The organism is Peribacillus kribbensis DSM 17871, assembly GCF_000430765.1.
Taxonomy (GTDB): domain Bacteria; phylum Bacillota; class Bacilli; order Bacillales; family DSM-1321; genus Paraperibacillus; species Paraperibacillus kribbensis.
Genome location: NZ_AUMQ01000022.1, coordinates 174,477 through 195,854 on the forward strand (window position 1 = coordinate 174,477; position 21,378 = coordinate 195,854).

The 21,378-nt window shown below is 44.4% G+C and carries 23 protein-coding genes and 1 riboswitch; of the genes, 3 read left to right on the forward strand and 20 right to left on the reverse strand.

Features of this window, described 5'->3' with window-relative positions; all coding sequences use genetic code 11:
• Window positions 1-414: 414 nt before the first annotated feature.
• Both H539_RS0102680 and H539_RS0102685 read right to left on the reverse strand, forming a co-directional pair.
• Window positions 415-909 carry a hypothetical protein gene (locus tag H539_RS0102680; protein WP_026692232.1) on the reverse strand — a complete coding sequence of 165 codons (495 nt, stop codon included), beginning with the start codon at window positions 907-909 and terminating at the stop codon, window positions 415-417.
• Between the two features lie 137 nt (window positions 910-1,046).
• Window positions 1,047-2,120: a CotH kinase family protein gene (locus H539_RS0102685; protein WP_026692233.1), complete on the reverse strand. Its 1,074-nt coding sequence runs from the start codon at window positions 2,118-2,120 to the stop codon at window positions 1,047-1,049.
• A 375-nt stretch (window positions 2,121-2,495) separates the two neighbouring features.
• Here H539_RS0102685 and H539_RS31290 point away from each other — a divergent pair, with 375 nt between their 5' ends.
• Entirely contained in the window at window positions 2,496-3,002 is a 507-nt protein-coding gene (locus H539_RS31290) for a hypothetical protein (RefSeq protein ID WP_155889925.1), read from the forward strand.
• Between the two features lie 445 nt (window positions 3,003-3,447).
• Window positions 3,448-3,789, forward strand: a complete 342-nt coding sequence (locus H539_RS0102695; protein WP_026692235.1) for a hypothetical protein — start codon at window positions 3,448-3,450, stop codon at window positions 3,787-3,789.
• A gap of 254 nt (window positions 3,790-4,043) precedes the next feature.
• On the opposite strand, the gene H539_RS0102700 is transcribed toward H539_RS0102695, so the two are convergent.
• The 14 genes from H539_RS0102700 to H539_RS0102765 all read right to left on the reverse strand — a co-directional run bounded on the left by H539_RS0102700 (window position 4,044) and on the right by H539_RS0102765 (window position 17,220).
• The gene (locus H539_RS0102700; protein ID WP_026692236.1) at window positions 4,044-4,325 is read right to left on the reverse strand and encodes a ferredoxin family protein; all 282 of its coding nucleotides are present in this window, start codon (window positions 4,323-4,325) and stop codon (window positions 4,044-4,046) included.
• Window positions 4,326-5,621: an FAD-dependent oxidoreductase gene (locus tag H539_RS0102705; protein WP_026692237.1), complete on the reverse strand. Its 1,296-nt coding sequence runs from the start codon at window positions 5,619-5,621 to the stop codon at window positions 4,326-4,328.
• The gene (locus tag H539_RS0102710) at window positions 5,614-6,633 is read right to left on the reverse strand and encodes an electron transfer flavoprotein subunit alpha/FixB family protein (protein ID WP_026692238.1); all 1,020 of its coding nucleotides are present in this window, start codon (window positions 6,631-6,633) and stop codon (window positions 5,614-5,616) included. The genes H539_RS0102705 and H539_RS0102710 overlap by 8 nt, the downstream gene beginning before the upstream one ends.
• A 21-nt stretch (window positions 6,634-6,654) precedes the next feature.
• The gene (locus H539_RS0102715; protein WP_026692239.1) at window positions 6,655-7,470 is read right to left on the reverse strand and encodes an electron transfer flavoprotein subunit beta/FixA family protein; all 816 of its coding nucleotides are present in this window, start codon (window positions 7,468-7,470) and stop codon (window positions 6,655-6,657) included.
• Window positions 7,471-7,680: 210 nt separating this feature from the next.
• Complete coding sequence (locus H539_RS0102720; RefSeq protein WP_026692240.1) at window positions 7,681-8,211, reverse strand: chromate transporter; 531 nt, start codon at window positions 8,209-8,211, stop codon at window positions 7,681-7,683.
• The gene (locus H539_RS0102725; protein ID WP_026692241.1) at window positions 8,211-8,798 is read right to left on the reverse strand and encodes a chromate transporter; all 588 of its coding nucleotides are present in this window, start codon (window positions 8,796-8,798) and stop codon (window positions 8,211-8,213) included. Before H539_RS0102725 ends, H539_RS0102720 begins: the two co-directional genes overlap by 1 nt.
• A gap of 68 nt (window positions 8,799-8,866) precedes the next feature.
• Window positions 8,867-10,480 (reverse strand): gamma-glutamyltransferase family protein, encoded by a 1,614-nt coding sequence (locus H539_RS0102730; protein ID WP_026692242.1) that lies wholly within the window; start codon window positions 10,478-10,480, stop codon window positions 8,867-8,869.
• Between the two features lie 119 nt (window positions 10,481-10,599).
• Window positions 10,600-11,583, reverse strand: coding sequence for an ABC transporter ATP-binding protein (locus tag H539_RS0102735; protein WP_026692243.1), 984 nt, complete (start codon window positions 11,581-11,583; stop codon window positions 10,600-10,602).
• Window positions 11,546-12,553 (reverse strand): ABC transporter ATP-binding protein, encoded by a 1,008-nt coding sequence (locus H539_RS0102740; RefSeq protein ID WP_026692244.1) that lies wholly within the window; start codon window positions 12,551-12,553, stop codon window positions 11,546-11,548. Before H539_RS0102740 ends, H539_RS0102735 begins: the two co-directional genes overlap by 38 nt.
• A gap of 8 nt (window positions 12,554-12,561) precedes the next feature.
• Window positions 12,562-14,103, reverse strand: a complete 1,542-nt coding sequence (locus H539_RS0102745; protein WP_026692245.1) for an ABC transporter substrate-binding protein — start codon at window positions 14,101-14,103, stop codon at window positions 12,562-12,564.
• Window positions 14,104-14,123: 20 nt separating this feature from the next.
• On the reverse strand, window positions 14,124-15,020 hold the full coding sequence (locus tag H539_RS0102750) for an ABC transporter permease (RefSeq protein ID WP_026692246.1): 897 nt from the start codon (window positions 15,018-15,020) through the stop codon (window positions 14,124-14,126).
• A gap of 47 nt (window positions 15,021-15,067) precedes the next feature.
• Window positions 15,068-16,009 carry a nickel ABC transporter permease gene (gene nikB, locus H539_RS0102755; protein ID WP_026692247.1) on the reverse strand — a complete coding sequence of 314 codons (942 nt, stop codon included), beginning with the start codon at window positions 16,007-16,009 and terminating at the stop codon, window positions 15,068-15,070.
• A gap of 322 nt (window positions 16,010-16,331) precedes the next feature.
• Window positions 16,332-16,781: an Lrp/AsnC family transcriptional regulator gene (locus H539_RS0102760; protein WP_026692248.1), complete on the reverse strand. Its 450-nt coding sequence runs from the start codon at window positions 16,779-16,781 to the stop codon at window positions 16,332-16,334.
• Window positions 16,782-16,977: 196 nt separating this feature from the next.
• Window positions 16,978-17,220, reverse strand: coding sequence for an aspartyl-phosphate phosphatase Spo0E family protein (locus H539_RS0102765; RefSeq protein ID WP_035321816.1), 243 nt, complete (start codon window positions 17,218-17,220; stop codon window positions 16,978-16,980).
• A gap of 287 nt (window positions 17,221-17,507) precedes the next feature.
• On the opposite strand from H539_RS0102765, the gene H539_RS0102770 reads away from it, so the two are divergent.
• Window positions 17,508-17,915 carry a YkvA family protein gene (locus H539_RS0102770; protein ID WP_026692250.1) on the forward strand — a complete coding sequence of 136 codons (408 nt, stop codon included), beginning with the start codon at window positions 17,508-17,510 and terminating at the stop codon, window positions 17,913-17,915.
• 101 nt (window positions 17,916-18,016) lie between these two features.
• Here H539_RS0102770 and H539_RS0102775 read toward each other — a convergent pair whose 3' ends face one another.
• From H539_RS0102775 to mtnW, 4 genes are read right to left on the reverse strand one after another with little or no spacing between them, the layout of a single operon-like run.
• Window positions 18,017-18,550 (reverse strand): cupin domain-containing protein, encoded by a 534-nt coding sequence (locus H539_RS0102775; protein WP_026692251.1) that lies wholly within the window; start codon window positions 18,548-18,550, stop codon window positions 18,017-18,019.
• A gap of 11 nt (window positions 18,551-18,561) precedes the next feature.
• Entirely contained in the window at window positions 18,562-19,206 is a 645-nt protein-coding gene (locus H539_RS0102780) for a methylthioribulose 1-phosphate dehydratase (RefSeq protein WP_026692252.1), read from the reverse strand.
• Window positions 19,203-19,862 (reverse strand): 2-hydroxy-3-keto-5-methylthiopentenyl-1-phosphate phosphatase, encoded by a 660-nt coding sequence (locus H539_RS0102785; RefSeq protein WP_026692253.1) that lies wholly within the window; start codon window positions 19,860-19,862, stop codon window positions 19,203-19,205. The genes H539_RS0102780 and H539_RS0102785 overlap by 4 nt, the downstream gene beginning before the upstream one ends.
• Window positions 19,859-21,103, reverse strand: coding sequence for a 2,3-diketo-5-methylthiopentyl-1-phosphate enolase (gene mtnW, locus H539_RS0102790; protein ID WP_026692254.1), 1,245 nt, complete (start codon window positions 21,101-21,103; stop codon window positions 19,859-19,861). Before mtnW ends, H539_RS0102785 begins: the two co-directional genes overlap by 4 nt.
• Before the next feature lie 94 nt (window positions 21,104-21,197).
• Window positions 21,198-21,345, reverse strand: a riboswitch (SAM riboswitch).
• Between the last annotated feature and the right edge of the window lie 33 nt (window positions 21,346-21,378).

Here is a 21,378-nt window from a genome sequence, read left to right on the forward strand (position 1 = left end):
TATAAGCTTTATGTATTGGGGGTGTACGGCCATCTGAAGTAAGAAGAAAAATATGAAGCAGCAGACGATTATGTATTTTTTTAAAGAATGCAGAGAAAAAAGGGTTTAATATTCTTGTAAGATGGCACAATAGGAACCTCAATATCGAAAAATATATAGCTGGACTGGATGGCCGGCAGCGATACAAATAGCGGGAATATAGGGATCCCTGTGTGGTTGATAAGGAATTTTCACACTCAGGATCTCCTAGTATCTGCTGGGCTGTCGTCCTTTTGTTTCGGAGATAGTGTCCGTAGCGACTTTAACTGCTGGTTTTCCTGGCAGACCCTCCCGAACATCCTTTGTAACAGAAATACTCCTTAAAATAATTTATGTCGCTTCTAATGAGAAGCGACATTATTGGGTCTATTCATTTCACCTTTTTTTACCTTTACCTTTATTTTGTGCTTTTTGATTTTCTTTTTCTGTTTCAGAATCCTCTTTTTTCTCTTCGGTCTTCACACCCAAGCTGATGTTCCGTACATGGAACATTGAAATCCTGATTATTTCTTCATGCATTACTACCGTAATAAAGTCATCATTTACGTCTTCTAACACACCTTCCAGGGATTCCTTTCCACCACGGTTGATTTTTACCCATTGCCATTGGAGTGAGTTGATTGCTTTTCTAAAGGTCGGAAATGCTACGAACTCTTGTGGGGCTTCTATTTCTAATCCGAACTTATTTTTCGAATTTTCTGTAATGCTTTTGATATGATGTGTTGTGTAAAAGATCACTCCCTCATCTTGGGTCAGAAGAGAAAAGAAGTCCTCCCCTACAGCTAGGAGTTTCCCAATCCGGGATTCTGGCCCGCCTCTGTCCACTTTCAATGTCTTACCAACAAAAGTTTGCATCATTTCAGTTTTCATGCTGCATTTTTCCTCCTAATAATTAGTTTCCCTGTACTATATGTTTAAACCTAAGACAAAGTACTATAACAAACGCCCTATTTCTTGTACTGAACTGATTTAATGCGCAATAACGGCCTATTAAAAATCCTAAGGAGTTAAGATAAGCGAACTAACTCCCTTGATAAGTACCCCCTTCTGTCTCTGACAAAATCCAGCATAAATTGGGGTTCTGATAAAAAAATCGGCATTTTCTCTTTTATATATGGATCTTTTTCAATCCAGGGCTGTAATTTTTCCATTTCTGAATAAATCAAGGGTTTTTGCCGGTCTTCTGTAAAATAATTCAGTAGGATATCCTCCATGATTTTCTTGTATAAGTTTCGAAATGCAGAATGATGTAGAATCCGGGCAGATAATGTATTGTAACCCTCAATTGGAATATAATCATACGGCAGTAATTCCCCGTGCCTATTCCTTCCCCAGGTTCCATCACAATCCCAGGGAGAAATTTCAAAAAGGCCTGTCCCACTATTCCAGTAAAGGGCATAGTTATGGATAAAACCATCGAAATTTTGTGTGCAGACAACTCCCGAAAGCCATTTCAAATATTTCTCTAGATCAATCATCTTAGGTATTTCTCGTTCAAATTCCAGATTTGTCAGTGTGTTAATCTTGAATATAAGTTCAGAAAGAAGCTGCTCCCCTTTTCCGTTACTATCATATACTTCAGAATATCCTTGTAAAATTTCCGTTTTCGCATCTTCTTCTTCAGTCAATAAAGAAAAATTGGCATCATTATCAGTCGCATAAAAGATTCCTCCTTCAGGAAGATTCCATTTTTTCAGAAAGAATTCATCAAATGATTCAAGCTCAAGATAAATCCCGCGGCATTGACCATTCAAAATTAATAAAACATGCTGGGCATTTGGTGTTAAGATTCCCAGGCTTCTGAAAAAATCCAGGGACAGCTTATTTCGAATTAGAGAAGGATCTTTATATTCGCTGTTTAAATGGACAACGTGGTTCCTCTCCACAACATAAGGTTTCCTGAAGGTAATTTGATAAGATTTTTTTTTATTTTTTCGGATGGAGTCTCCCCTGTAGGCTACATCAATTAAATATCTTTTTTCGTCATGCTTAAGTGTTCCCGGAACCGGGTCATCTCTCCAAATATCTTTATTTAAGGTTTGTAATTCTGCCGGTTGAATATACAGCTTATAACTCTTCACTTTAGAAACTCTCCCTAAAAACTCTTTTTTGATTCTAAATTATGTAACCCCAGTAAAACGGTGACCCCTCAGCTAATGGATTATTTTATAAGCGGGCTTTTAATGTCCAAGCAGCAAACCAAAATTTTCATACCATGAATAAAAAGTAAAAAATTTAGGAAGGGTGAATGTTATTGTCAGCAACTTATGATATTGTAAAAGCAATTTCAGATGCAGCTCATAATGGCCTTACAGGATTCATGGTTAATAATCCGGTTGATAAAGACTATAATACTCAAACAATCCAAATGAAAAATAAATCCGAAAAAAACGATAGTAAAGGGAATAAATCCGGTTGTAAAAATGGCTCTAACGGCAGTAAGTCCGGTGGCAGGAATGGGTCTAAAGGCAATAAATCCGGCCAGAAAAACAATGGTAGATGCAATAAATGCGGTAGAAAAAATGGCTCTAACGGCAATAAGTCCCACGGTAAGAATGGCTCCAAAGGCAATAAGTCTGGCCAGAAAAACAATGGTAGATGCAATAAATGCGGTAGAAAAAATGGCTCTAACGGCAATAAGTCCCACGGTAAGAATGGCTCCAAAGGCAATAAGTCTGGCCAGAAAAACAATGGTAGATGCAATAAATGCGGTAGAAGGAATGGCTCTAACGGCAATAAGTCCCATGGTAAGAATGGCTCCAAAGGGAAAGGCAATAAGTCTGGCCAGAAAAACAATGGTAGATGCAATAAATGCGGTAGAAGGAATGGCTCTAACGGCAATAAGTCCCACGGTAAGAATGGCTCTAAAGGTAATAAATCCGGCGCCGGAAAAGGAAAAAAGGGATAAATGTCCGAATGTATGCATACTAAAGGGATGGAATTATCAAAAACGGAGCTCATAATGGAGCCCCGTTTTTGATAGTTGATTCCGTATTTTCTAATCTTTGGACCTTCTATATTTGCCTCAAAAGCCCCTATGGGCGCAGTTCGATGGTGGCCTATGGAGGCCGATGATTCATTAGAAACGTGTATCCAGTATGCCAGGCTTTGCGCTTCATGCAGTGAAAAAGCAGTAGTGGTGCGTAGCTTTTCACGAAAGTACTAATATGCTAAGTAACAGTTCAAAAAAAAGGCAGCCTGAGTTTATATTTATAAGGTCTCAGGCTGTTAGGATTTTATATTAAACAGGCTCATCGTAACTCAAGGTTACTCCTCTCATCTCCATCAATCCGGTTTTAAAGAAGAAAATTTGCGGAAACAGTAAAATACTTAAAAAAATGATTCTCAAAAACTGGAACTCTTGCATAAACTAACTATAAATCCAATAAAAAAAGGAGTGACCCCTAAATGGCATGGTTTCCTGGATACGGGGAATTTTATCAGCGCGCACTTCTTCAAATGGGCCAGAGCGATTCTGCCTCTTGGCAGAATGAAAGAGAAGATGAGGCTCCGACTCACTGGCTCATTGCACTGCAGGGATATCCAAAAGACCCCTTCTCCGATTTCTACTCCTGGGAAATCCTGATTTACGAAGCGACCAGCCATGGCTCTTTTCATTATGAGCACCCTTTCTACAGATCAGAGGTGTACACCTGCATCCATAAAGCGTATGACATGTCCAGAGCTTTCACAGAGATGGCCCGGGATGACCGGATTGCAGGCCTTCAGCCAGAGGAACAAATCAGCTAGACAAAAAGAGAAACTTGTTCTCCATGATTTTTCTCTTTTTACTCAGCCATGTGAAGGAAACTACATAACGAAAATCACTCCTTTTGTACATATACATAAGGTTTTTTTATTTTTATCTGAATGTACGAAAACCAATAATGAATCATAACAGGCCTATTCTTAAAACTAAAAAAGCCGATCAGATTCCTCTAATCAGCTCTGGGAAATAAACTGGGAAATGGACAGCCCCCAGCGGAGTCCCCATTTCCCGTTTCTCAGGCAAGCCTGAAGACGATTCCGTGGCCCCCTTTTGGGTATTCCCATTTTATGTTTTGGTAGGGACACCCGATTCTGCAGCTGCCGCATTCGTGGCATCCTTCATATCCTACCTGCATTCTGAGCCCCTCCCATTTATAGACTTCGGCAGGACAGAAAAGTGTACATAATTTATCCGGGCAGTTTTTCAGGCAGATATCGTCATCAAGGACGGTCAGATGAGATTTTTTATCAGCTTTAAAGCGGACGAGATATTGTTTTTCTTCGATGCTTCCAGTCATTTACTTCACCGCTTTCCATGCTTTATAGACATCCTTTATCAGCTTTATGGTACCTTTTTCCGAAGTCATGGTTTTAATGATCTGTTTTTGTTTTGTTTTTTTGGAGCTTCCATCTACAGTGAAGAATTTACTTGCTGCCCTGTTTAACATGGGAACATACTCTTTAAAATACTGAGGATTATGCTCGAACACATGAGTGGCATTCTTGTATTTCTTTAAATCTTTGATAATAAAGCTGTCGTATAATTTGTCTCTGTAAGCATTAAGGAATTCATGGCTGAAGTCTCCAGCCTGATGTGCTTCCATAATGGTTTCAGCCGCCATCCTGCCCGAGGCCATCGCCATATTTGAACCTTCACGATGGATGGCATTCACAAGCTGTGCCGCATCCCCGACAACAAGGACTCCATTCCCTGCCACCTTAGGCACGGAATGATATCCTCCTTCCGGAATCAGATGGGCCAGATATTCAGCCGGCTCCCCTCCGCCGATCAGGTTCCTCACCATAGGGTGGTTTTTTAGATAGTCAAGAAGGTCATACGGCTTCATCCTTGATGAAATCATGCTTGAAAGAGTGGTCCCTACTCCTATGTTAATGCTTTCTTTATTGGTGTAAATAAAGGCTGTTCCCAGATTGCCTTTTGTAGAATCCCCGAAAATTTCTATCGTGCATCCCTGGTTATCTTCGAGATTGAAACGGTCGTTGATTTTATCTTTAGAAAGATTGATTACCTCCATGACTGTCAAGGCTACCTCATCCGGCCGGAATTCCTTGTGAAAACCCAGCTGTTTTCCAAGAAGGGAATTTACACCATCAGCCAGGACCGTCACATCCGCATACACCTCGCCGTCAGGCCTGTCGGTTTTGATACCAACCACCTTTCCATCTTCTACAATACATTCCGTGGCAACGGTTTCATTTATAAGCAGCACACCTGCTTCTACGCCTTTTCCAGCGAACCACTGATCAAACTTTGCCCGGAGGACCGTAAAATTATTATAAGGCTCCTTTGCCCATTCCAGCCCTTTATACCCAAAGGATACTGCCGACTCTTTATCCATCATCCAAAAACGCTGCTCCACGACAGGCCTTTCAAGCGGTGCCTCCTTCCAGAACTCCGGGATGATTTCCTCCATTTGCTTCCTGTATAAAACGCCGCCCATTACATTCTTGCTGCCGGGATATTCTCCGCGTTCAATCTGCAGCACCTTCAGCCCGTTTTTGGCACAGGTATACGCACAGGATGTTCCTGCAGGTCCTGCTCCCACGACAATGACATCAAATTTTTCAGGCATGGGTTTTTTCACCGCCCTTTTTGAAAGCCTCTTTAAACTGTTTGATCAATAAAGGAACAATTTCATGGGCATCGCCTACAATTCCGTACGTGCTCACACCAAAAATGGGTGCATGGGGATCCTTGTTGATGGCAATGATCGTTTCCGAATTCTTCATTCCGACGAGATGCTGGATGGCGCCTGACAGGCCGATGGCAAAATAAATCTTGGGAGTGACCGTCTCCCCTGTCTGGCCGATTTGATGGTCATGGCCAATCCAGCCGGCTTCCACCACATCCCTGGTCCCTCCGACCCCCGCTCCCATAACATCCGCCAGTTCATGGATCAGCTGGAATCCTCGCTCATCCCCCATCCCTTTTCCGCCGCATACAATGATATGTGCATCTGCCAGGCCTGGTTTTGTGACATCCTTCACAATTTCCAGTACCTTTGTCCTCATCTCTTCTTCCCGCAGATCCATTTTTTCTTCGATTACTCTGCCTTTCCTTGAAGAATCCCTTGGCAGTGCCTTCATGACCTTCGGACGGACCGTAGCCATCTGCGGTCGATGTTTTTTGCAGAGGATGGTTGCCATGATGTTTCCCCCAAAAGCCGGCCGGCTGGCCTCTAAAAGGCGTTTTTCCACATCAACATCAAGCATGGTCGTATCTGCTGTCAGACCTGTGCTTAAATCCGTCGCCACAGCGCTCGCTACGTCTTTTCCGTTCGGCGTTGCCCCATATAAAAAGATTTCTGGTTTATACGCTTCAGCCAGCTGAATGACACCCTTCATATAAGATTCTGTACGATATTGCTTTAAAACACTGTGTTCAATCACATAAATCTCATCTGCACCATGGTAAATAACTTCATCGGAAAGATGCCTGATCGAATCCCCGAGTATAACGCCTGCCAGTGGTACCTCAAGCTTATCAGCAAGCTTTCTCCCCGCTCCAAGCAGCTCCAGGGAAACTCCTTCAATCTTTCCTTCGTTTTGCTCAATATAAACCCATACTCCACGGTTCTCCTGCATAAATGGCAGCTCCCTCCCTACCTAGTTCACTGAAAAAAGTTCCTTATTTTTAAGCAGAACCTCGACGATCTGTCCTGCCTGCTCTGAAGGCGTACCTTCTAGAACATGGCCTCCCTCGGGCTTAGGGGGGGTGAACATCTTCCCGACAATCGTTGGGGAACCTTTTAACCCCAGCTGTGTTCGATCCACTTCGTCAAGGTCACTTACTGCCCAGATCACCGGCTGATATCGCGCTGCTCTTATCATATTGGGAAGCGGGGAATACTCAATGGGGTTAATTTCTTTTTCTACAGTCAGCAGGCATGGCAGCCCAGTTTCAATCCGTTCATATCCATTGATGATCTTCCGTTTGACCCTGACTTTTCGTATTTTTAGATCGATATCCGATATTTCAATGACATTTGTGATAGGAGGAATATCCAGCCTGCGGGCGATTCCCGGGCCCACCTGGCCTGTGTCCCCGTCGATGGCATGCTTTCCGCAAATGATGAGATCGATGGGCTTATCCTTCGAAATCCGGTCCAGGGCTTTAAAAAGGGCATAGCTGGTAGCCAGGGTATCCGCACCTGCAAAGGCTCTGTCTGTGATTAAATACCCCCCATCCGCCCCGATTTCCACACTCTTTTTTATGATCTCTACAGCCTGGGGAGGGCCCATGGAAAGTACGGAGATTAGCCCTCCGTATTCTTCTTTGACTTTTACGGCTGCCTGTACAGCATGAGCATCGTATGGGTTCAAGATGGCTGGTGCACTTCTTCGGTCCAGAGTATTGGTTTTCGGATTAATTTTAATGATTTTGGTATCCGGCACCTGTTTTACACAGACTACGATATGCATAAAGGAAGTATCACTCCTATCCGTTAAATTAAAACGTGTGCAGTGCTCAGTTCTACTTCTATATATGACGAGCCAAAATAATATATGCATGGGGAGGAGGAAGCTGTATGTTTAATCAGTTTGACAAAAAACACAAAAGGAGGCTGTCTGGTACTGGGTACAAAACCCGTATCAGACAACCTCCTTATGCGGTTTACGAAAATATTTCGGTCACGACAAAAATAGGGCACCATACCCCAGTGCACCGACAATGACAAAAGCAGGATGCACTTTGACTTTTTCCATAAGGAAAAAGCTGGCGGCCATCAGAATGAGTGTCTGAATAGAGCCGATGTCCTTATAAGATCCGAAAAAGAATTGACAGGCCATCACACCCAGCATGACCGCGATCGCTGGACGCACCATTGAAGTCATTTTTTTGACCCTTGGAGAGTCCTTGAATTTATACAATAGGCCGACAAGAGCAATCAACAGGATTAACGAAGGGGCCACAGAAGCAAAGACAGCTGTAACTGCTCCTAAGACTCCTCCCTCCTCATAGCCGATATACCCCGCCATCTTAGTGGCGATCGGTCCGGGCAGAGAATTCCCAAGTGCCAGCATCTCACTGAATTCCTTCACCGTCAGCCAGCCATATCGATCGACCACTTCATTTTCAATCAGAGGGATTGTACTGGGTCCGCCTCCATATCCTAAGATCCCAGGAATAAAGAATGCTAAAAAAATCTTCCATTGTAAAATCATATTGTCTTCCTCTTCTCAGCAGATTCCTGCTCCACAGCTGTTCCTTTTTTCTTTTTTTCCGGGGAAAAAACAGCCCAGCCGAGAAGGATGGCAATTAAAATCCCGGGGTGCAGTCCAAGCACCTCCATTATGATCAGGCTAGCGGCTGCCAGAAGGATATTCGCCTTCCACCCCAGTCCTTTTTGGCCATTCTGGAAAAATTGCCAGGTCAGCACTGTGAGCATGACGCCAACTACCGGTACAACAGCTCTTGTCATGCCAAGAACCCAGGTCTGTTCTTTATAAGCTGATAATGATTTGAGCAGGACGATCATTAAAAGGATGGTAGGGAGAACCGAAGCAAGCAGGGCGGTAATCAGCCCTGCCGGACCTGCTACCCGGAAGCCGATATAGCCCGCCAGCTTCGTTGCGATGGGGCCTGGCAGTGTATTGGCCAATGCCAGCAGATCCCCGAACTCTTCATCATCCATCCACTTAAAATTACCGACCACTTCTTTTTGAACGAGAGGGATAGAGGAGGGTCCGCCTCCAAATCCAAGCATCCCCGATCTGAAAAAAGCTAAAAATAAATGCCAATGCTTCATATGAAATCAAATCCTTTAGTTTTAGGCTTTTATGTATGCCCTTCTATGGAAGCATGCAGGCAAAAATATTACCAGACTGCAACGGCTCCATCCGTCCGGGGCTCTGTGCCTCCCCGCAGCACTCCGTTTGCCTGGTCTCTCCAAATGATCTGGCCCCTGCCGAATCCGCCGGAATCAACAGCCACTCTAATATCATGCCCCCTGCGGGTGAGTTCTTCAACTATATGATGCGGCACTCCCCGTTCTACTTCAACTGTTTTGCCTTCTATCCACTGCCATCTAGGTGCATCTAAAGCTGCCTGCGGATTCAAGTGGAAATCGATGGTATTCATAATAACCTGAACATGTCCCTGCGGCTGCATATAGCCTCCCATTACGCCGAATGGGCCGACCGGCTGTCCGTCCTTTGTGAGGAAACCCGGGATAATGGTGTGATATGTCTTCTTTCCAGGCTCCAGTTGATTATCATGATCTGGGTCAAGAGAAAAATCGTGTCCGCGGTTCTGCAGGGCAATACCTGTTCCCGGAATGACGATACCTGAACCAAAGCCCATATAATTGGATTGAATAAAAGAAACCATATTCCCTTCGGCATCCGCTGCCGACAGATAGACTGTACCGCCGGATGGAGGAGTTCCCGGTTCTGGGGCCAGCGCTTCATGGCCGATTAAATTCCTCCGTACTGCCCCATACTCTTCACTTAAGAAAGCTTCCGTAGTATGCCTCATCTTATCCCGCTGAGTGATATACTTCTTGCCGTCAATAAAGGCGAGCTTCATGGCCTCAATCTGCTTATGATACGATTCAGCCGTTTCCCTTTCTTGAAACGTGAATCCTTTTAATATATTCAGTGCCATCAAGGCGACTAAACCCTGACCGTTTGGAGGGATTTCCCAAACATCATAGCCACGGTAATTTACACCGATAGGCTTTACCCACTCCGGCTGAAAGGATTCCAGGTCGCTTTTTCTGATAAACCCTCCATGTTTGCGTGAAAATTCGTCTATCTGATCCGCAAGTCTTCCTCGGTAAAAGGACTCTGCATTCGTTTCGCCGATCTCTCTCAGTGCAGCAGCATGGCCCGGTAATTTCCATATTTCCCCCGGCCGCGGGGCTCTGCCATCCTCAGTAAAAGTATCAAACCAGGGCTGAAATTCTTCCCCTTTAAGAATTCCCTTGAATATGCGCGCTGCTCTTCCCCAGTACTTGCCGAGAGTGGGAGAAACGGGATATCCATGCTCAGCATATTGGATGGCAGGTTCCAGGACTTCCCTTAAAGGCAGCTTCCCGAACCGCTCGGATAGGGCAGCCCATGCCCCCGGTGCCCCCGGCACGGTCACAGGTGTAAGTCCAAACTTAGGCATTGCTTCATGCCCCTGGCTTTTTACATTTTCAATGCTCAACATTTCTGGGGCATGGCCGCTTGAATTAAGCCCAAACAATTCACCCTTTGTCCAGACAATCGCAAAAGCATCACCGCCTATTCCATTAGATGTAGGTTCGACTACTGTCAGGCATGCAGCTGTTGCAATGGCAGCATCTATGGCATTTCCGCCCTTTTTTAAAATGTCCAGTCCTGCCTGGGCAGCAAGGGGCTGGGAAGTAGCAACCATCCCGCGTGATGAAATGCTCTCCATCCTCTGGGAAGGATATGGATAATGTAAAGATTCATATTTTGGCATACAGATCTCCTTAATTTTGTGTAGTTTGATAATTCTTATAATTCATTTTAAACGAATAAGGCAGCCTTCGCATCGGCTGCCCCATATTTTTGGGGATGAGGCTCCCCAAAATAGTCGATTTATCTATAATGACAGGCCGCAAAATGCCCCTCCTCGACCTCTCTCCACTCCGGTCTCTCTGCCCTGCACAGTTCTGTTGCAAGAGGGCAGCGTGTATGGAACGCACAGCCTGCAGGCGGGTCCGCCGGGCTGGGCAGATCTCCTTTTAATCGGATCCTTTCCCTCCTTTGCCCGACAACCGGACGTGGAATAGCCGAAATCAGGGCCTCCGTATACGGATGAAGAGGATTTTCATACAGCCTCTCTACAGGAGCAAGCTCCACCATCTGACCAAGATACATGACCAATACTCTGTCGCATAAATGGCGGACTACCCCCAGATCGTGAGATACGAATAAATAGGTCAAGCCATGCTTCTTTTGCAGATCTTCAAGAAGCATGATAACCTGGGCCTGCACAGAGACATCAAGAGCTGATACAGGCTCATCGCATACAATAAAGGAAGGATTGATCGCGATTGCCCTTGCTATGCCGATCCGCTGGCGCTGGCCTCCCGAAAATTCATGCGGATATCGTTCATAATGTTCTTCCTTAAGTCCCACTTCCTTTAAGAGCTGTACCACTTTTTCCCGCCGTTCTGCTGACGATAAATCTGTATGGATGATCAGGGCTTCCTCAATAGCCTGGCCGATCTGCTGTTTCGGGTTTAAGGACGCATATGGATCCTGAAAGATCATCTGCATTTCACGTTTGAATGGCTTCAGCTGGCGCTGGGATTTAGTGCTGATGTTTTCCCCTTTAAAGACCATTTCTCCCTCAGTCGCAGATTCTAACCCAAGAATCGTCCTGCCGAGTGTTGACTTCCCGCAGCCGGATTCCCCAACAACACCAAGAGTCTCCCCTTTGTATATGTCCAGGGAAATCCCATCAACAGCCTTCACATGGTTTTTAACTGTTTTAAAGATGCCCCCTTTGATCGGGTAGTGTTTTTTTACATTTTTTAAGCTATACAGCACTTGATGGCTGACATTTACTGTACTCATCCGCTTCCGCCTCCTGCAGCCAGCATCTGACTGAATGATTTTGTTTCCTGTTTGTTTGGACAGGTGATGCCTGCACACATTTCTCCATGGCAAAAGGGCATCGGGGATGAAAACGGCATCCTCTTATTTCTTCATTCAGGTTAGGCAATGTGCCTGGAATGGGATTTAGTTTGAATTCAGGATCATCTACATTCGGTACTGAAGCCAGAAGCCCTCTTGTGTACGGATGCTGAGGGTCATTGAAAAGCTCTTCAACAGAACCTTCCTCAATGACTTCTCCTGCATACATGACGATGACACGGTCGGCAACCTCTGCCACAACCCCCATATCATGGGTGATCATGATGACACTCGTTTCGAACTCTTCCTTCAAATCATTCAATAAATCCAAAATCTGCGCCTGAATGGTTACATCCAGGGCGGTAGTGGGTTCATCCGCAATTAACAGCTTGGGACTGCACGCCAGGGCAATCGCAATCATGACTCTCTGCCGCATGCCTCCTGACAGCTCATGCGGATATTGCTTCATCCTTTTCTCCGGCATGGGGATTCCCACCTGCTTGAGAAGGTCGATCCCCTTCTGCCTTGCAGCCTTCTTGGATAGATTTCTGTGAATCAATAAGGGCTCGCATAACTGAAAACCGATTGTGAATGTAGGATTCAATGCTGTCATAGGCTCTTGAAATATCATGGATATATCATTTCCCCGGATTTTTCTCATTTCATCCTGTTTCAATTCCAGAAGGTTTTTTCCATTGAAATGTACATTCCCGCGGGATTTGGCGTTTGCTGCAAGAAGTCCCATGATTGAGAGGGCTGTAATGCTCTTTCCGCAGCCCGATTCCCCTACAATACAAAGTGTCTCTCCTTTTTTAAGAGAAAAAGAGATTCCGCGGACGGCGGATACTTCGCCGCCCGCTGTTTTGAAAGTGGTCACCAGGTCTTCTACTTCAAGAATGGTCTTCTCCATTTTTCCCCCTACTTTCTTTCCGCTTTATATAACGTCCACTGTCCGGTAGGTTCAAGATTAATTCCCTGTAAAGATTTGTCTGTGGCCATGGATGCGACACCATGATAGAGCGGGATGACTGGTAAATCAGTTAAGACAAGTTCGTTTGCCTGTTTAAGAAGTGCTTTACGCTCATCCTGGTCAACCGTTGAACGGGATGCTTCAATGAGTTTGTCCAGCTCTGGATTCTTGTAGCGCCCGATATTGGTGGATCCGGAATTTGCAGAATGAAGTCTTGGATACAGCAGCTCGCTGCCGTCTCCCGTTACGTTTGACCATCCGGCGACGGTAATATCAAATTTGCCGTTCTGGGTTGCCTCCAAATAGGTTCCCCACTCAAGGGTTTCAATTTTGGCTTTGATGCCCGCTTCTTCAAGCTGAGCCTGAAATACTTCCGCCATATTCATATAGCTGGCAGTATTCGCTGCAAGAAGAGTGACCTGCTGCTTATCAAATCCATTTGCTTTTACGATTTCTTTCGCCTTGGCAGGATCATATTGAATAGCTTTTTGTTCAGATGATGGATCATAGCCAAATAATTCCGGACCAATGAATGAACGCGAATCCACTCCAAGACCGCGGAGTTTTTTGACATAACTTTTCGTATCCAATGCATAAGCAACAGCCTTGCGGAACTCAGGATTGTTCATCGGGGCTTTTTCCATGTTAAAAGCCATGTAGTAGACTGGAGTCCCTTTCTTTTTCTCAATGCTTACATTCTTTAATTTTTCTACTCGGGGCATCAGCTCTGATGTAACACCATCAAGGAAATTGACCTTGCCTGTCTGCAGCATGGAAACAGCAGTTGTAATTTCTGGGACTACTTTATACGTCACTTTTTTCAGCTTAGGGGCACCCTGCCAATAATCCTTATTGGCTTCTAACACGATGTCTTCCCCATTTTCCTTTGCTTTGAATTTGAATGGACCGGTTCCTACTGGATCCTTCATTAAGTCCTGCTTCTTATCGGCTGTCGGGCTTACAATGGCCGCATTTGAATGAGTCAGCGCTGCCAGCATCGGTCCGTATGGCTTGGCAGTTTTTAATACGACGGTTTGTTCATCTTTAACCTCGATCGATTTGATGGGTTCAAGAAGTGAGGCACGCGGGGCCGCTGTTTTCGGATCCTTGATCTTATCAAAGGTATACTTAACGGCATCAGCATTAAATTCGGTGCCATCCTGGAATTTGATTCCTTTTTTCAAAGTGATGACCCATGTATTGGGATCAGGTGTTTCTGCTTTTTCGGCTAAAAGCCCTTTAATTTCGTTTGTCTTTGTATCCCTGTAAAAAAGAGTTTCATAGATTTGTTCATTGACGGCAGATGATACTGAATCATTTGTCATAATGGGTGAAAGTCCGACTACCTTGGATGTGGTTGCATATGTAACTTCCTGTGACGCATCTGCTTTACCGCCTGAATTAGATGCTGAATTACCGCTGCATCCGGCTAAAGCAAAAGCAAAAACTAAAAGAACGCTGAGTAGTTTTGCTGAAAAATTCTTTTTCATTGTTTATCCTCCCTAATTGTTTAATTTTCCAAATTCATGCCTGGATCTAACGCATCCCTCAAAGCATCCCCCACAACGTTAAAGGCGAAAACCACACACATGATGGCAATGCCGGGAATAACAATCATATGAGGGGACGTCCACATAAAATCCTGTCCCGCCGAAATCATGGCTCCCCATTCAGGTGTTGGAGGCTGTGCCCCTAACCCAAGAAAGCTCAATGATGCTGTTGAAAGGATGGCCGTTGCCATTCTCATCGTTGCGAAGACGATGATCGGCGCCATGCAGTTCGGCAGAATATGCTTGATTAAAATCCTGGTGTCGCTGGCTCCGAGTGATTTCATGGCCAGTATGTATTCCTGCTTTTTAACCGATAAAACGCTGCCCCTTACAATCCGTGCGCAGGTTGGGATGGACCAGATGCTGATTGCAATAACGACATTTAGCAGGCTTGTCCCTAGAATTGCGATGATCAGCATAGCCAAGAGGATACCGGGAAAAGCAAATAATAAATCTACAAATCTCATGATAATCCCATCAAGTTTTCTATAATACCCCGATAATAATCCCAGGGTGATTCCGCCGGCCAGCCCCAATGCTACGGCCCCAATTCCTACAAATAGGGAAATCCTTGCTCCATAGACCAGCCTGCTCCACATATCCCGTCCGTAATTATCGGTACCAAGCCAATGGCCATCTGTTCCAGGCGGAAGTTCTGCCAGGGAAAGATCCTGTTTAACCGGATTATGCGCAGCAAAGGCCGGAGCGAATACAGCCAGGACGATCTGCAGGATGATGATGATCAGCCCGATCACTGCCGCTTTATTCTTGATAAGACGCTTAAATATCCTGCCTATCTCCCATTCCTTCTTTTTGGCAGGAAGGATAAGCTCTTTTGTCGCTGTCTCAGCAGGCATTATGTTTCCTCCTTTTCAGGTGTAAGTCCGATCTTTCCTTACATTCATTATTCAAAGCCGATCCTTGGGTCAATAAGTGCATATACAATATCAACCACCAGGTTAACCAGAACAAACAGCGTTGCAACAAGAAGGACGGCTCCCTGCACCATAGGGAAATCTCTAGCAGCAATGGATTCAATCATCAGCCGGCCGACACCATTTATGGCAAAGACCTGCTCGGTGATAATGGTTCCGCCCAAGAGAAATCCAAAATTCAAGCCTATGACCGTAATGACTGGAATCATCGCATTACGCAGGCAGTGCACCATGATGACAGTTTTCTCTTTTACTCCTTTGGCACGGGCAGTCCGTACATAATCCGCCCTAATTACTTCAAGCATGGCCGACCTGCTCATTCTCGCAATCATGGCTGCAGATCCTGTTCCAAGCGTGATAGCCGGCAGGATGAGCTGCTTCATGCCTTCAACGGTCCAAAATGGTTCGGTTAGACCTCCTACCGGAAACCATTGGAGATTGACGGCAAAAACCAGAATCAATATGGCTCCCAGCCAAAAGTTCGGTATAGAAATACCGGCCAGGGATATGACGGTAGCCGCACCATCAAACCAGGAATTATGCTTAAGTGCCGAAATGATCCCTGCAGTAACCCCGATCACAATAGCTACGATGATGCTGGCAATCGCTAGATTTAATGTATTGGGAAACCTGCTTAGAAGAGCTTCTGAGACAGACTCCTTGGTTTGGAAGGAAAATCCAAAGTCCCCGTGTATAACACCCTTCAGATAATCAAAATACTGAACCATAAGCGGCTCGTTCAATCCGAGACTTTCCCGGATTCCCTCAATATCCTCTTTACTTGCTGTCGGCCCGCCAATGATATCGGCCGGATCACCCGGGGCAATATGCATGCTCAAAAAGACAATAAATGAAATACCCAATAAGAGCAGGATGAGCTGCAAAACCCTCCTTATAATCAGACCAGCCACTTTTTAACTCCCTCCCTTTCAAGATAAATAGTCAAATAATCTAACATCTCCTTTTCAAATAGCATTAAAAGAAGACTATTACTTCCGTTTGTTAAGCAAAAAAGTTATTTTGTTTTACAAACGGAATTTATATTTTTAGATTTTAATATATATTCAGAAAATTGTCTATAATTAATTTGTTGGAATTTTAGTTTTTTTGTAATATGAATATCAGCTGGGTAATTTGTTCTATTCTATTTACATGTAATTTTTCTACATAAAAAAACCTGGCCGGCGGCCAGGCTTTCTTGCTATATATCTTTTTTTGGCTCACAAACCAACCCTATAATTTTAATCCTGTCCGGCTTTTAAAGCGCCTAAGCATAATCTGGCTTTCCACCCGGGATATTCCTTCTACCGCATAAAGCTCATTATTGATGAATTTTTCGAGTGAGGCAAAATCTTCTACAAGCACGTGCATGTGAAGGGTACTTGGTCCGGTCATTTGATAGCAGCTGGCCACACTTGGATTATTAGCGAGGCTTTCGGCTACCGACACTAAAAAGGCCGGTTCACAGTCCACTTCAAAAAACGCGGATACCTTCTGGCCTACTGCCTCTGAATTAATGACCACACTGAATTTTTCTATGACCCCCAGCTCTTCCATCCGGTTGACTCTTTCTCTGACAGCGACCCTGGAGAGCTTGAGCTCCTTGCCGATATCCGCATAGGACATCCTGGCGTTCTCCGTCAGCAGCGCCAGAATATTCCGGTCCGTTTCATCTATTCTCATCCTATCACCCACTATGTAAAAGCTTTTATCCAATATTTTAGACATAAGGAAAGGAAAAGTGCAATAAAGAAAAAGACAGACGGAAGAGCGGACCGCTATTTTAAAAACAAAATGTAGTTCTTTTTATTCAATTGTTTATGCTTCTCCTGCAGGTTTAGCACATGACAAAAAACCTTGCGCATTTTAACAAGGTTTTTTAGATTAGTTCCATATCCGAAAACGACTGCTGAAATATGACAATCATGTTTTCCATAGAATATTTAACTTCTTTTTTTTGTGTATTTTTGACGGAGAGATATACATTGATTAGCTCATCTAATTCCTGGCTGTATTGAATGGTCTGTAAATGAGTTAATCCGTGCACTCTGGCAGAATTCATCATATCCTGTCTTTTAAGCTGGATCAATTTCTGCATGTTTTTAATCTCGGTAGAGTCCATGATTAACTTTCCTGCCTCCCTATGTTTGATATAACTATATTTAATGAACAACATTGAATTTATGTACATTCAAATTTTTTTAACTTCGTTTAAAAAATGACTTTTAAATTAATATAACACTATAGCATTATGCCAAGTTTCCAGCCATAAGTAAATAGAATCGCAATACTAGACAAAAGAAGCTAAAAATTTCATGTATTTCCCTTCCAGATCACCACTTCGACAGCAGCCTAGTTGTTTGTTTTTGGAGGATAGGTGGTAAACTATCTCGGAAAAGAGGTGGAAATATGTTAAGAAGATGGCTTTTCACGAAGATTGCTTACCGATTGTTTAGAGGCCAGGCGGATCGGTATATTAAAAGTAATGGTAAAGGCAGCGGTCTTTTAGCCAGGGCATTAAGAAAGGCTGGAAAAAACGAGCTTTCACTAAAAGGAGTCTGGACCAGGCTGCAGCTATTATTTGAACTTGTAAAAGCCTGGTCAACAGGCAGGTATCGGGATATACCCTACCGTTCTCTTCTGATGATTGTGATTGGAATCATTTACTTTGTTTCTCCTATTGATTTCATTCCAGATTTCTTGTTCGGTTTAGGGATTCTGGACGATGCAGCAGTGCTGGGGTTCATAGTGAGTCAAATGGATCCGGATTTAAATCGGTTCCAGCAATGGAAGAAAACTCAGGGGCATACTTCTTGAGGATGAAGGCAATTTCTATAATGCAAACTAAAAAGGCTGGCCATTTAGCATAACCCCTGAATATGGGTTACTGGATGGCCAGCCTTGCTGCGTTTAAAGTTTTAAGCCTTAAGCTCTTCTTTATCGTAGATTGGAACCCATCCTTCACTGGTTACAAAAATACGGACAGCTACTACCTTTCTATCTTCCTGCAAAGTGAAATAGTGGCGTGTATTGACTGGTACACTGATAAGATCGCCAGGACTTAGATTCACATCAAACCAGACTCCGTCTTTTCCTTCAATCGCAAACAGGCCGTGACCGCTGACAATGAAGCGCACTTCATCATCTGAATGGTGATGCTCCTGCTTAAAGTTGGTCAACATCTGATCAAGATTGGGCGTGCTGTCAGAGAGGGAGATCACATCCTGTGCCTGGTAGCCGCGGCGCTCTGAAATATCCGCGATTTCAGCCTTAAAAGCATCCAGGATCTGCCCTTTTACTTCGTCAGTCAAATCATACTTTTCTCTTAAGCTTTCAGGAAGTTTAGTGATATCCCATTCTTCATAAATAACAGTCTGCTGATCCAAAAACTCAATCACGCTTTCCTTATTAGTGATCTCTTCTTGTGAACCATGAATCGTGATAGTTGCCATCTTTCTTCCTCCTAGTTTTTGATTTCTATATTTTGATTAAAAGTCCGGGTGAACCTGCTTTGGTCCAGCAGCAGCTGATACCTGAATAGAAATTCAGCGGCCTCAAGGAGCTTTTTTGCTTCAAAGCCGTTCTTTCCCCAGACTGTAATACCATGATTTCGTATCAAGACGGCGCCTGAATCTTCCGTGATATACGGAATAAAATCTTCGGTCAGCGCAGGAATGTACGCTGAATTGAAGATGATCGGGATATGCAATTCAGCATCCTGTTCCCATCTTCCGAACGCCTTTATAAGCTCCTGGCCTTTAAATACAACTTCTCCTTCGTCACCATAGAGCTCAGAAATGACATTATTTTCAGTTGTGTGGACATGGAGAACACAGCCGGCAGAAGTCCGCTTGTAAATGGCCGAGTGCAGCAATGTCTCCGCAGAGGGCTTTAAATGAGTCTCTTCGGAAGGATTCCCATCCGGATCTACAAGCAGAAAATCCTCCCTGGTTCTTTTCCGCTTATCTTTTCCGCTTGCGGTAACTAAGAAACGATCTTCAGAGACCCGTATGGATAGATTCCCGCTTGTGCCCATAAACCAATCTCTTACGGCCAGTTCATCCTTTATATCAGCGAGCTCCTCCCATCTTTCCTCATAAACGGTCACGCTCTCACCCCCAGCTCATCTTCCAATATTTTGATACAATCATTAAAGGTTGAAAAAGGTTTATAGGGAATTCCTTCTTCTTGACACTTCTCTATTAAAAAGTCCCTCGCGATTACTAGATCAGCCTTTTTGGCTGCTTCCAGATCGGTTATGGAATCGCCGATGACAATTTTATAGTCATAACGGCTGCCAATACTCCTCATAATAGAGGGCTTGCAGCATCCGCAGTTATTATGGCATAGCTCGTCACAGGAATGCGGCCATTCAATCTGTATGAATTCGTTATTGAAATTACCTTTATTGCAGTAAACCTTTTCCATGGGGATAAAATCCTTAAGCATCGGTTCTACAAAAAAGTCAATCCCGCCGCTTACTACAAAGAAAGGAATACGATGTTCTTCCGCAAAATCCACAAACTCCTTGAATCCCTGCCTAATCTCAGAATGATTTACTGCAAAGTCTATGATTTCCTGCTTTTGGCTGCTCTTTAGCAGCGAGAACATTTTCCCTACTCCTTCAGAAATCGGAATTTCCTTATTCAGTACCTGATCCTTCAGGGATTCCCACCCCTCAGGGCCAAACGCCTTCATGATGGAAATGATATTATCGGAATTGGTTATGGTTCCGTCAAAGTCACAAAAGATAATGGGCTTCATTTTGTTGAAGGGACACCTCCCCAAAGCTCAAGCGCTTTCTTTAATTCACGATGATGGTCTGCATAATCCCAAAGAGACTGATGGTTCAGGACAGCATCTACTGCCTGTCGGAACGCTTTACCTCCCCCTTCAGCGCCATCTGGATGCCCATGGACCCCCCCTCCTGCATTGATGATGCTGTCGACGCCAAAATCAGCGAACAGGTCAGGAACCATGCCTGGATGGATACCTGCGGAAGGAACAGGGAAAGTCTTCTTCCACTCCGCTTCTTCTTCTGTAAGATTCTTTCGGATTTCCAGTGCATCAGCCTTCGGTATGGCTACATTTCCATATGGAGAAGGAAATAAAGAAAAATCTGCTCCTGCATAGCGGACAAGCTTCCCAAGCAATAGAGGACTTGAGACTCCATAAACCTTTGATGACGCCAGGCCCCCGCTGAAAGCTGGATGTGCCATGAGAGGAAGGCCGATATCTCTGTCCTCCCTTAGTGCCTGCAGGACATCCAGTCCATAGGAAAAGACATTGAATAATAAGGCGTCCGCCCCCGCTTCTCTTGCTCTTCTGGCCTTATCTCTTAATTCATAGGTGTGCCCTGTGAGATTGACAGCGTATAACGTCCTATGGCCTGTTTCCCCGTATACGCTCTTTAAGATTTTCCCGCTGAGCTTAATTCTTTCTGAAAAAGGTGTAAGATCATTATCAAAAAGGATTTCATCATCCTTTACAAGATCGACTCCGCCAAGCGCCTGTCCTCTTAGCTGTTTTTCCAGAAAATCCAGATCCTTGCCGATTACACCTTTAAAAATACTCATGACGAGCGGGCGTCCATGGACATCCAATATGTCCCTGATTCCCTCAATCCCAAATCGAGGTCCCGGAAAAGCCTGTTTAAGGGCCCCTGTCAGTTCCAAATCCAAAAGTTTGATTTCTCCGTCAAGGGAGAGCTTTCCAAAGACAGTCGTCAGAATCGCTGGAAGATCACTGGAAAAATTCACTGCCGGGTAGGCAATTTTCACAAGGGAGCGGTGCATCTTCCTGCCAAAATAGGAATTTATCGTTTCCTGGTCCTCAAGCTTCTGAACAGAAACCACTCTTCCTTTATGCTTTTTCAGTTGTTCCTGCTCAAGGGAAGGCAGGCCGGTCCATGTGCCGATCGTTAATCCCAGTGCGATTCCCTCTGCTTTTTTCTCAGGATTCCCCAAAGGATCGTGCAAGAGGTATGTAGCTATTACTTCACTCATTCAAACATCTCCTAACCCATCAGACCAAATTCATGTATCCATCTTTCAGGCGAATAAAAAAACCTCTTCATAAGAAGAGGCTTATCCCACCATCTTCTTATCTCTCAGCCATTGGGCTGCCAGAATTAGCACCGTGCCTTTTGGAATCATCCAGCGAATTTTTTCGCCCCATTTCACAATGGAATTACGGTCGGTTGCCGGGCTTCATCGGGCTAGTCCCCTCCACCTGCTCTTAATAAGAATCTGCATATAAAGTATATAAAAAGTTTTTTATT

Bases quoted from the DNA above. Each gene is read 5' to 3' on its own strand.
- H539_RS0102750 (WP_026692246.1), bottom strand. From the start codon at position 15,020: ATGCCTGCTGAGACAGCGACAAAAGAGCTTATCCTTCCTGCCAAAAAG.
- H539_RS0102770 (WP_026692250.1), top strand. From the start codon at position 17,508: ATGTTAAGAAGATGGCTTTTCACGAAGATTGCTTACCGATTGTTTAGA.
- H539_RS0102775 (WP_026692251.1), bottom strand. From the start codon at position 18,550: ATGGCAACTATCACGATTCATGGTTCACAAGAAGAGATCACTAATAAG.
- mtnW (WP_026692254.1), bottom strand. From the start codon at position 21,103: ATGAGTGAAGTAATAGCTACATACCTCTTGCACGATCCTTTGGGGAAT.
- H539_RS0102705 (WP_026692237.1), bottom strand. From the start codon at position 5,621: ATGCCTGAAAAATTTGATGTCATTGTCGTGGGAGCAGGACCTGCAGGA.
- H539_RS0102680 (WP_026692232.1), bottom strand. From the start codon at position 909: ATGAAAACTGAAATGATGCAAACTTTTGTTGGTAAGACATTGAAAGTG.
- H539_RS0102710 (WP_026692238.1), bottom strand. From the start codon at position 6,633: ATGCAGGAGAACCGTGGAGTATGGGTTTATATTGAGCAAAACGAAGGA.
- H539_RS0102700 (WP_026692236.1), bottom strand. From the start codon at position 4,325: ATGACTGGAAGCATCGAAGAAAAACAATATCTCGTCCGCTTTAAAGCT.
- H539_RS0102745 (WP_026692245.1), bottom strand. From the start codon at position 14,103: ATGAAAAAGAATTTTTCAGCAAAACTACTCAGCGTTCTTTTAGTTTTT.
- H539_RS0102730 (WP_026692242.1), bottom strand. From the start codon at position 10,480: ATGCCAAAATATGAATCTTTACATTATCCATATCCTTCCCAGAGGATG.
- H539_RS31290 (WP_155889925.1), top strand. From the start codon at position 2,496: ATGGGTCTAAAGGCAATAAATCCGGCCAGAAAAACAATGGTAGATGCA.
- H539_RS0102735 (WP_026692243.1), bottom strand. From the start codon at position 11,583: ATGAGTACAGTAAATGTCAGCCATCAAGTGCTGTATAGCTTAAAAAAT.
- H539_RS0102785 (WP_026692253.1), bottom strand. From the start codon at position 19,862: ATGAAGCCCATTATCTTTTGTGACTTTGACGGAACCATAACCAATTCC.
- H539_RS0102695 (WP_026692235.1), top strand. From the start codon at position 3,448: ATGGCATGGTTTCCTGGATACGGGGAATTTTATCAGCGCGCACTTCTT.
- H539_RS0102765 (WP_035321816.1), bottom strand. From the start codon at position 17,220: ATGGACTCTACCGAGATTAAAAACATGCAGAAATTGATCCAGCTTAAA.
- H539_RS0102725 (WP_026692241.1), bottom strand. From the start codon at position 8,798: ATGAAGCATTGGCATTTATTTTTAGCTTTTTTCAGATCGGGGATGCTT.
- H539_RS0102760 (WP_026692248.1), bottom strand. From the start codon at position 16,781: ATGAGAATAGATGAAACGGACCGGAATATTCTGGCGCTGCTGACGGAG.
- H539_RS0102740 (WP_026692244.1), bottom strand. From the start codon at position 12,553: ATGGAGAAGACCATTCTTGAAGTAGAAGACCTGGTGACCACTTTCAAA.
- H539_RS0102715 (WP_026692239.1), bottom strand. From the start codon at position 7,470: ATGCATATCGTAGTCTGTGTAAAACAGGTGCCGGATACCAAAATCATT.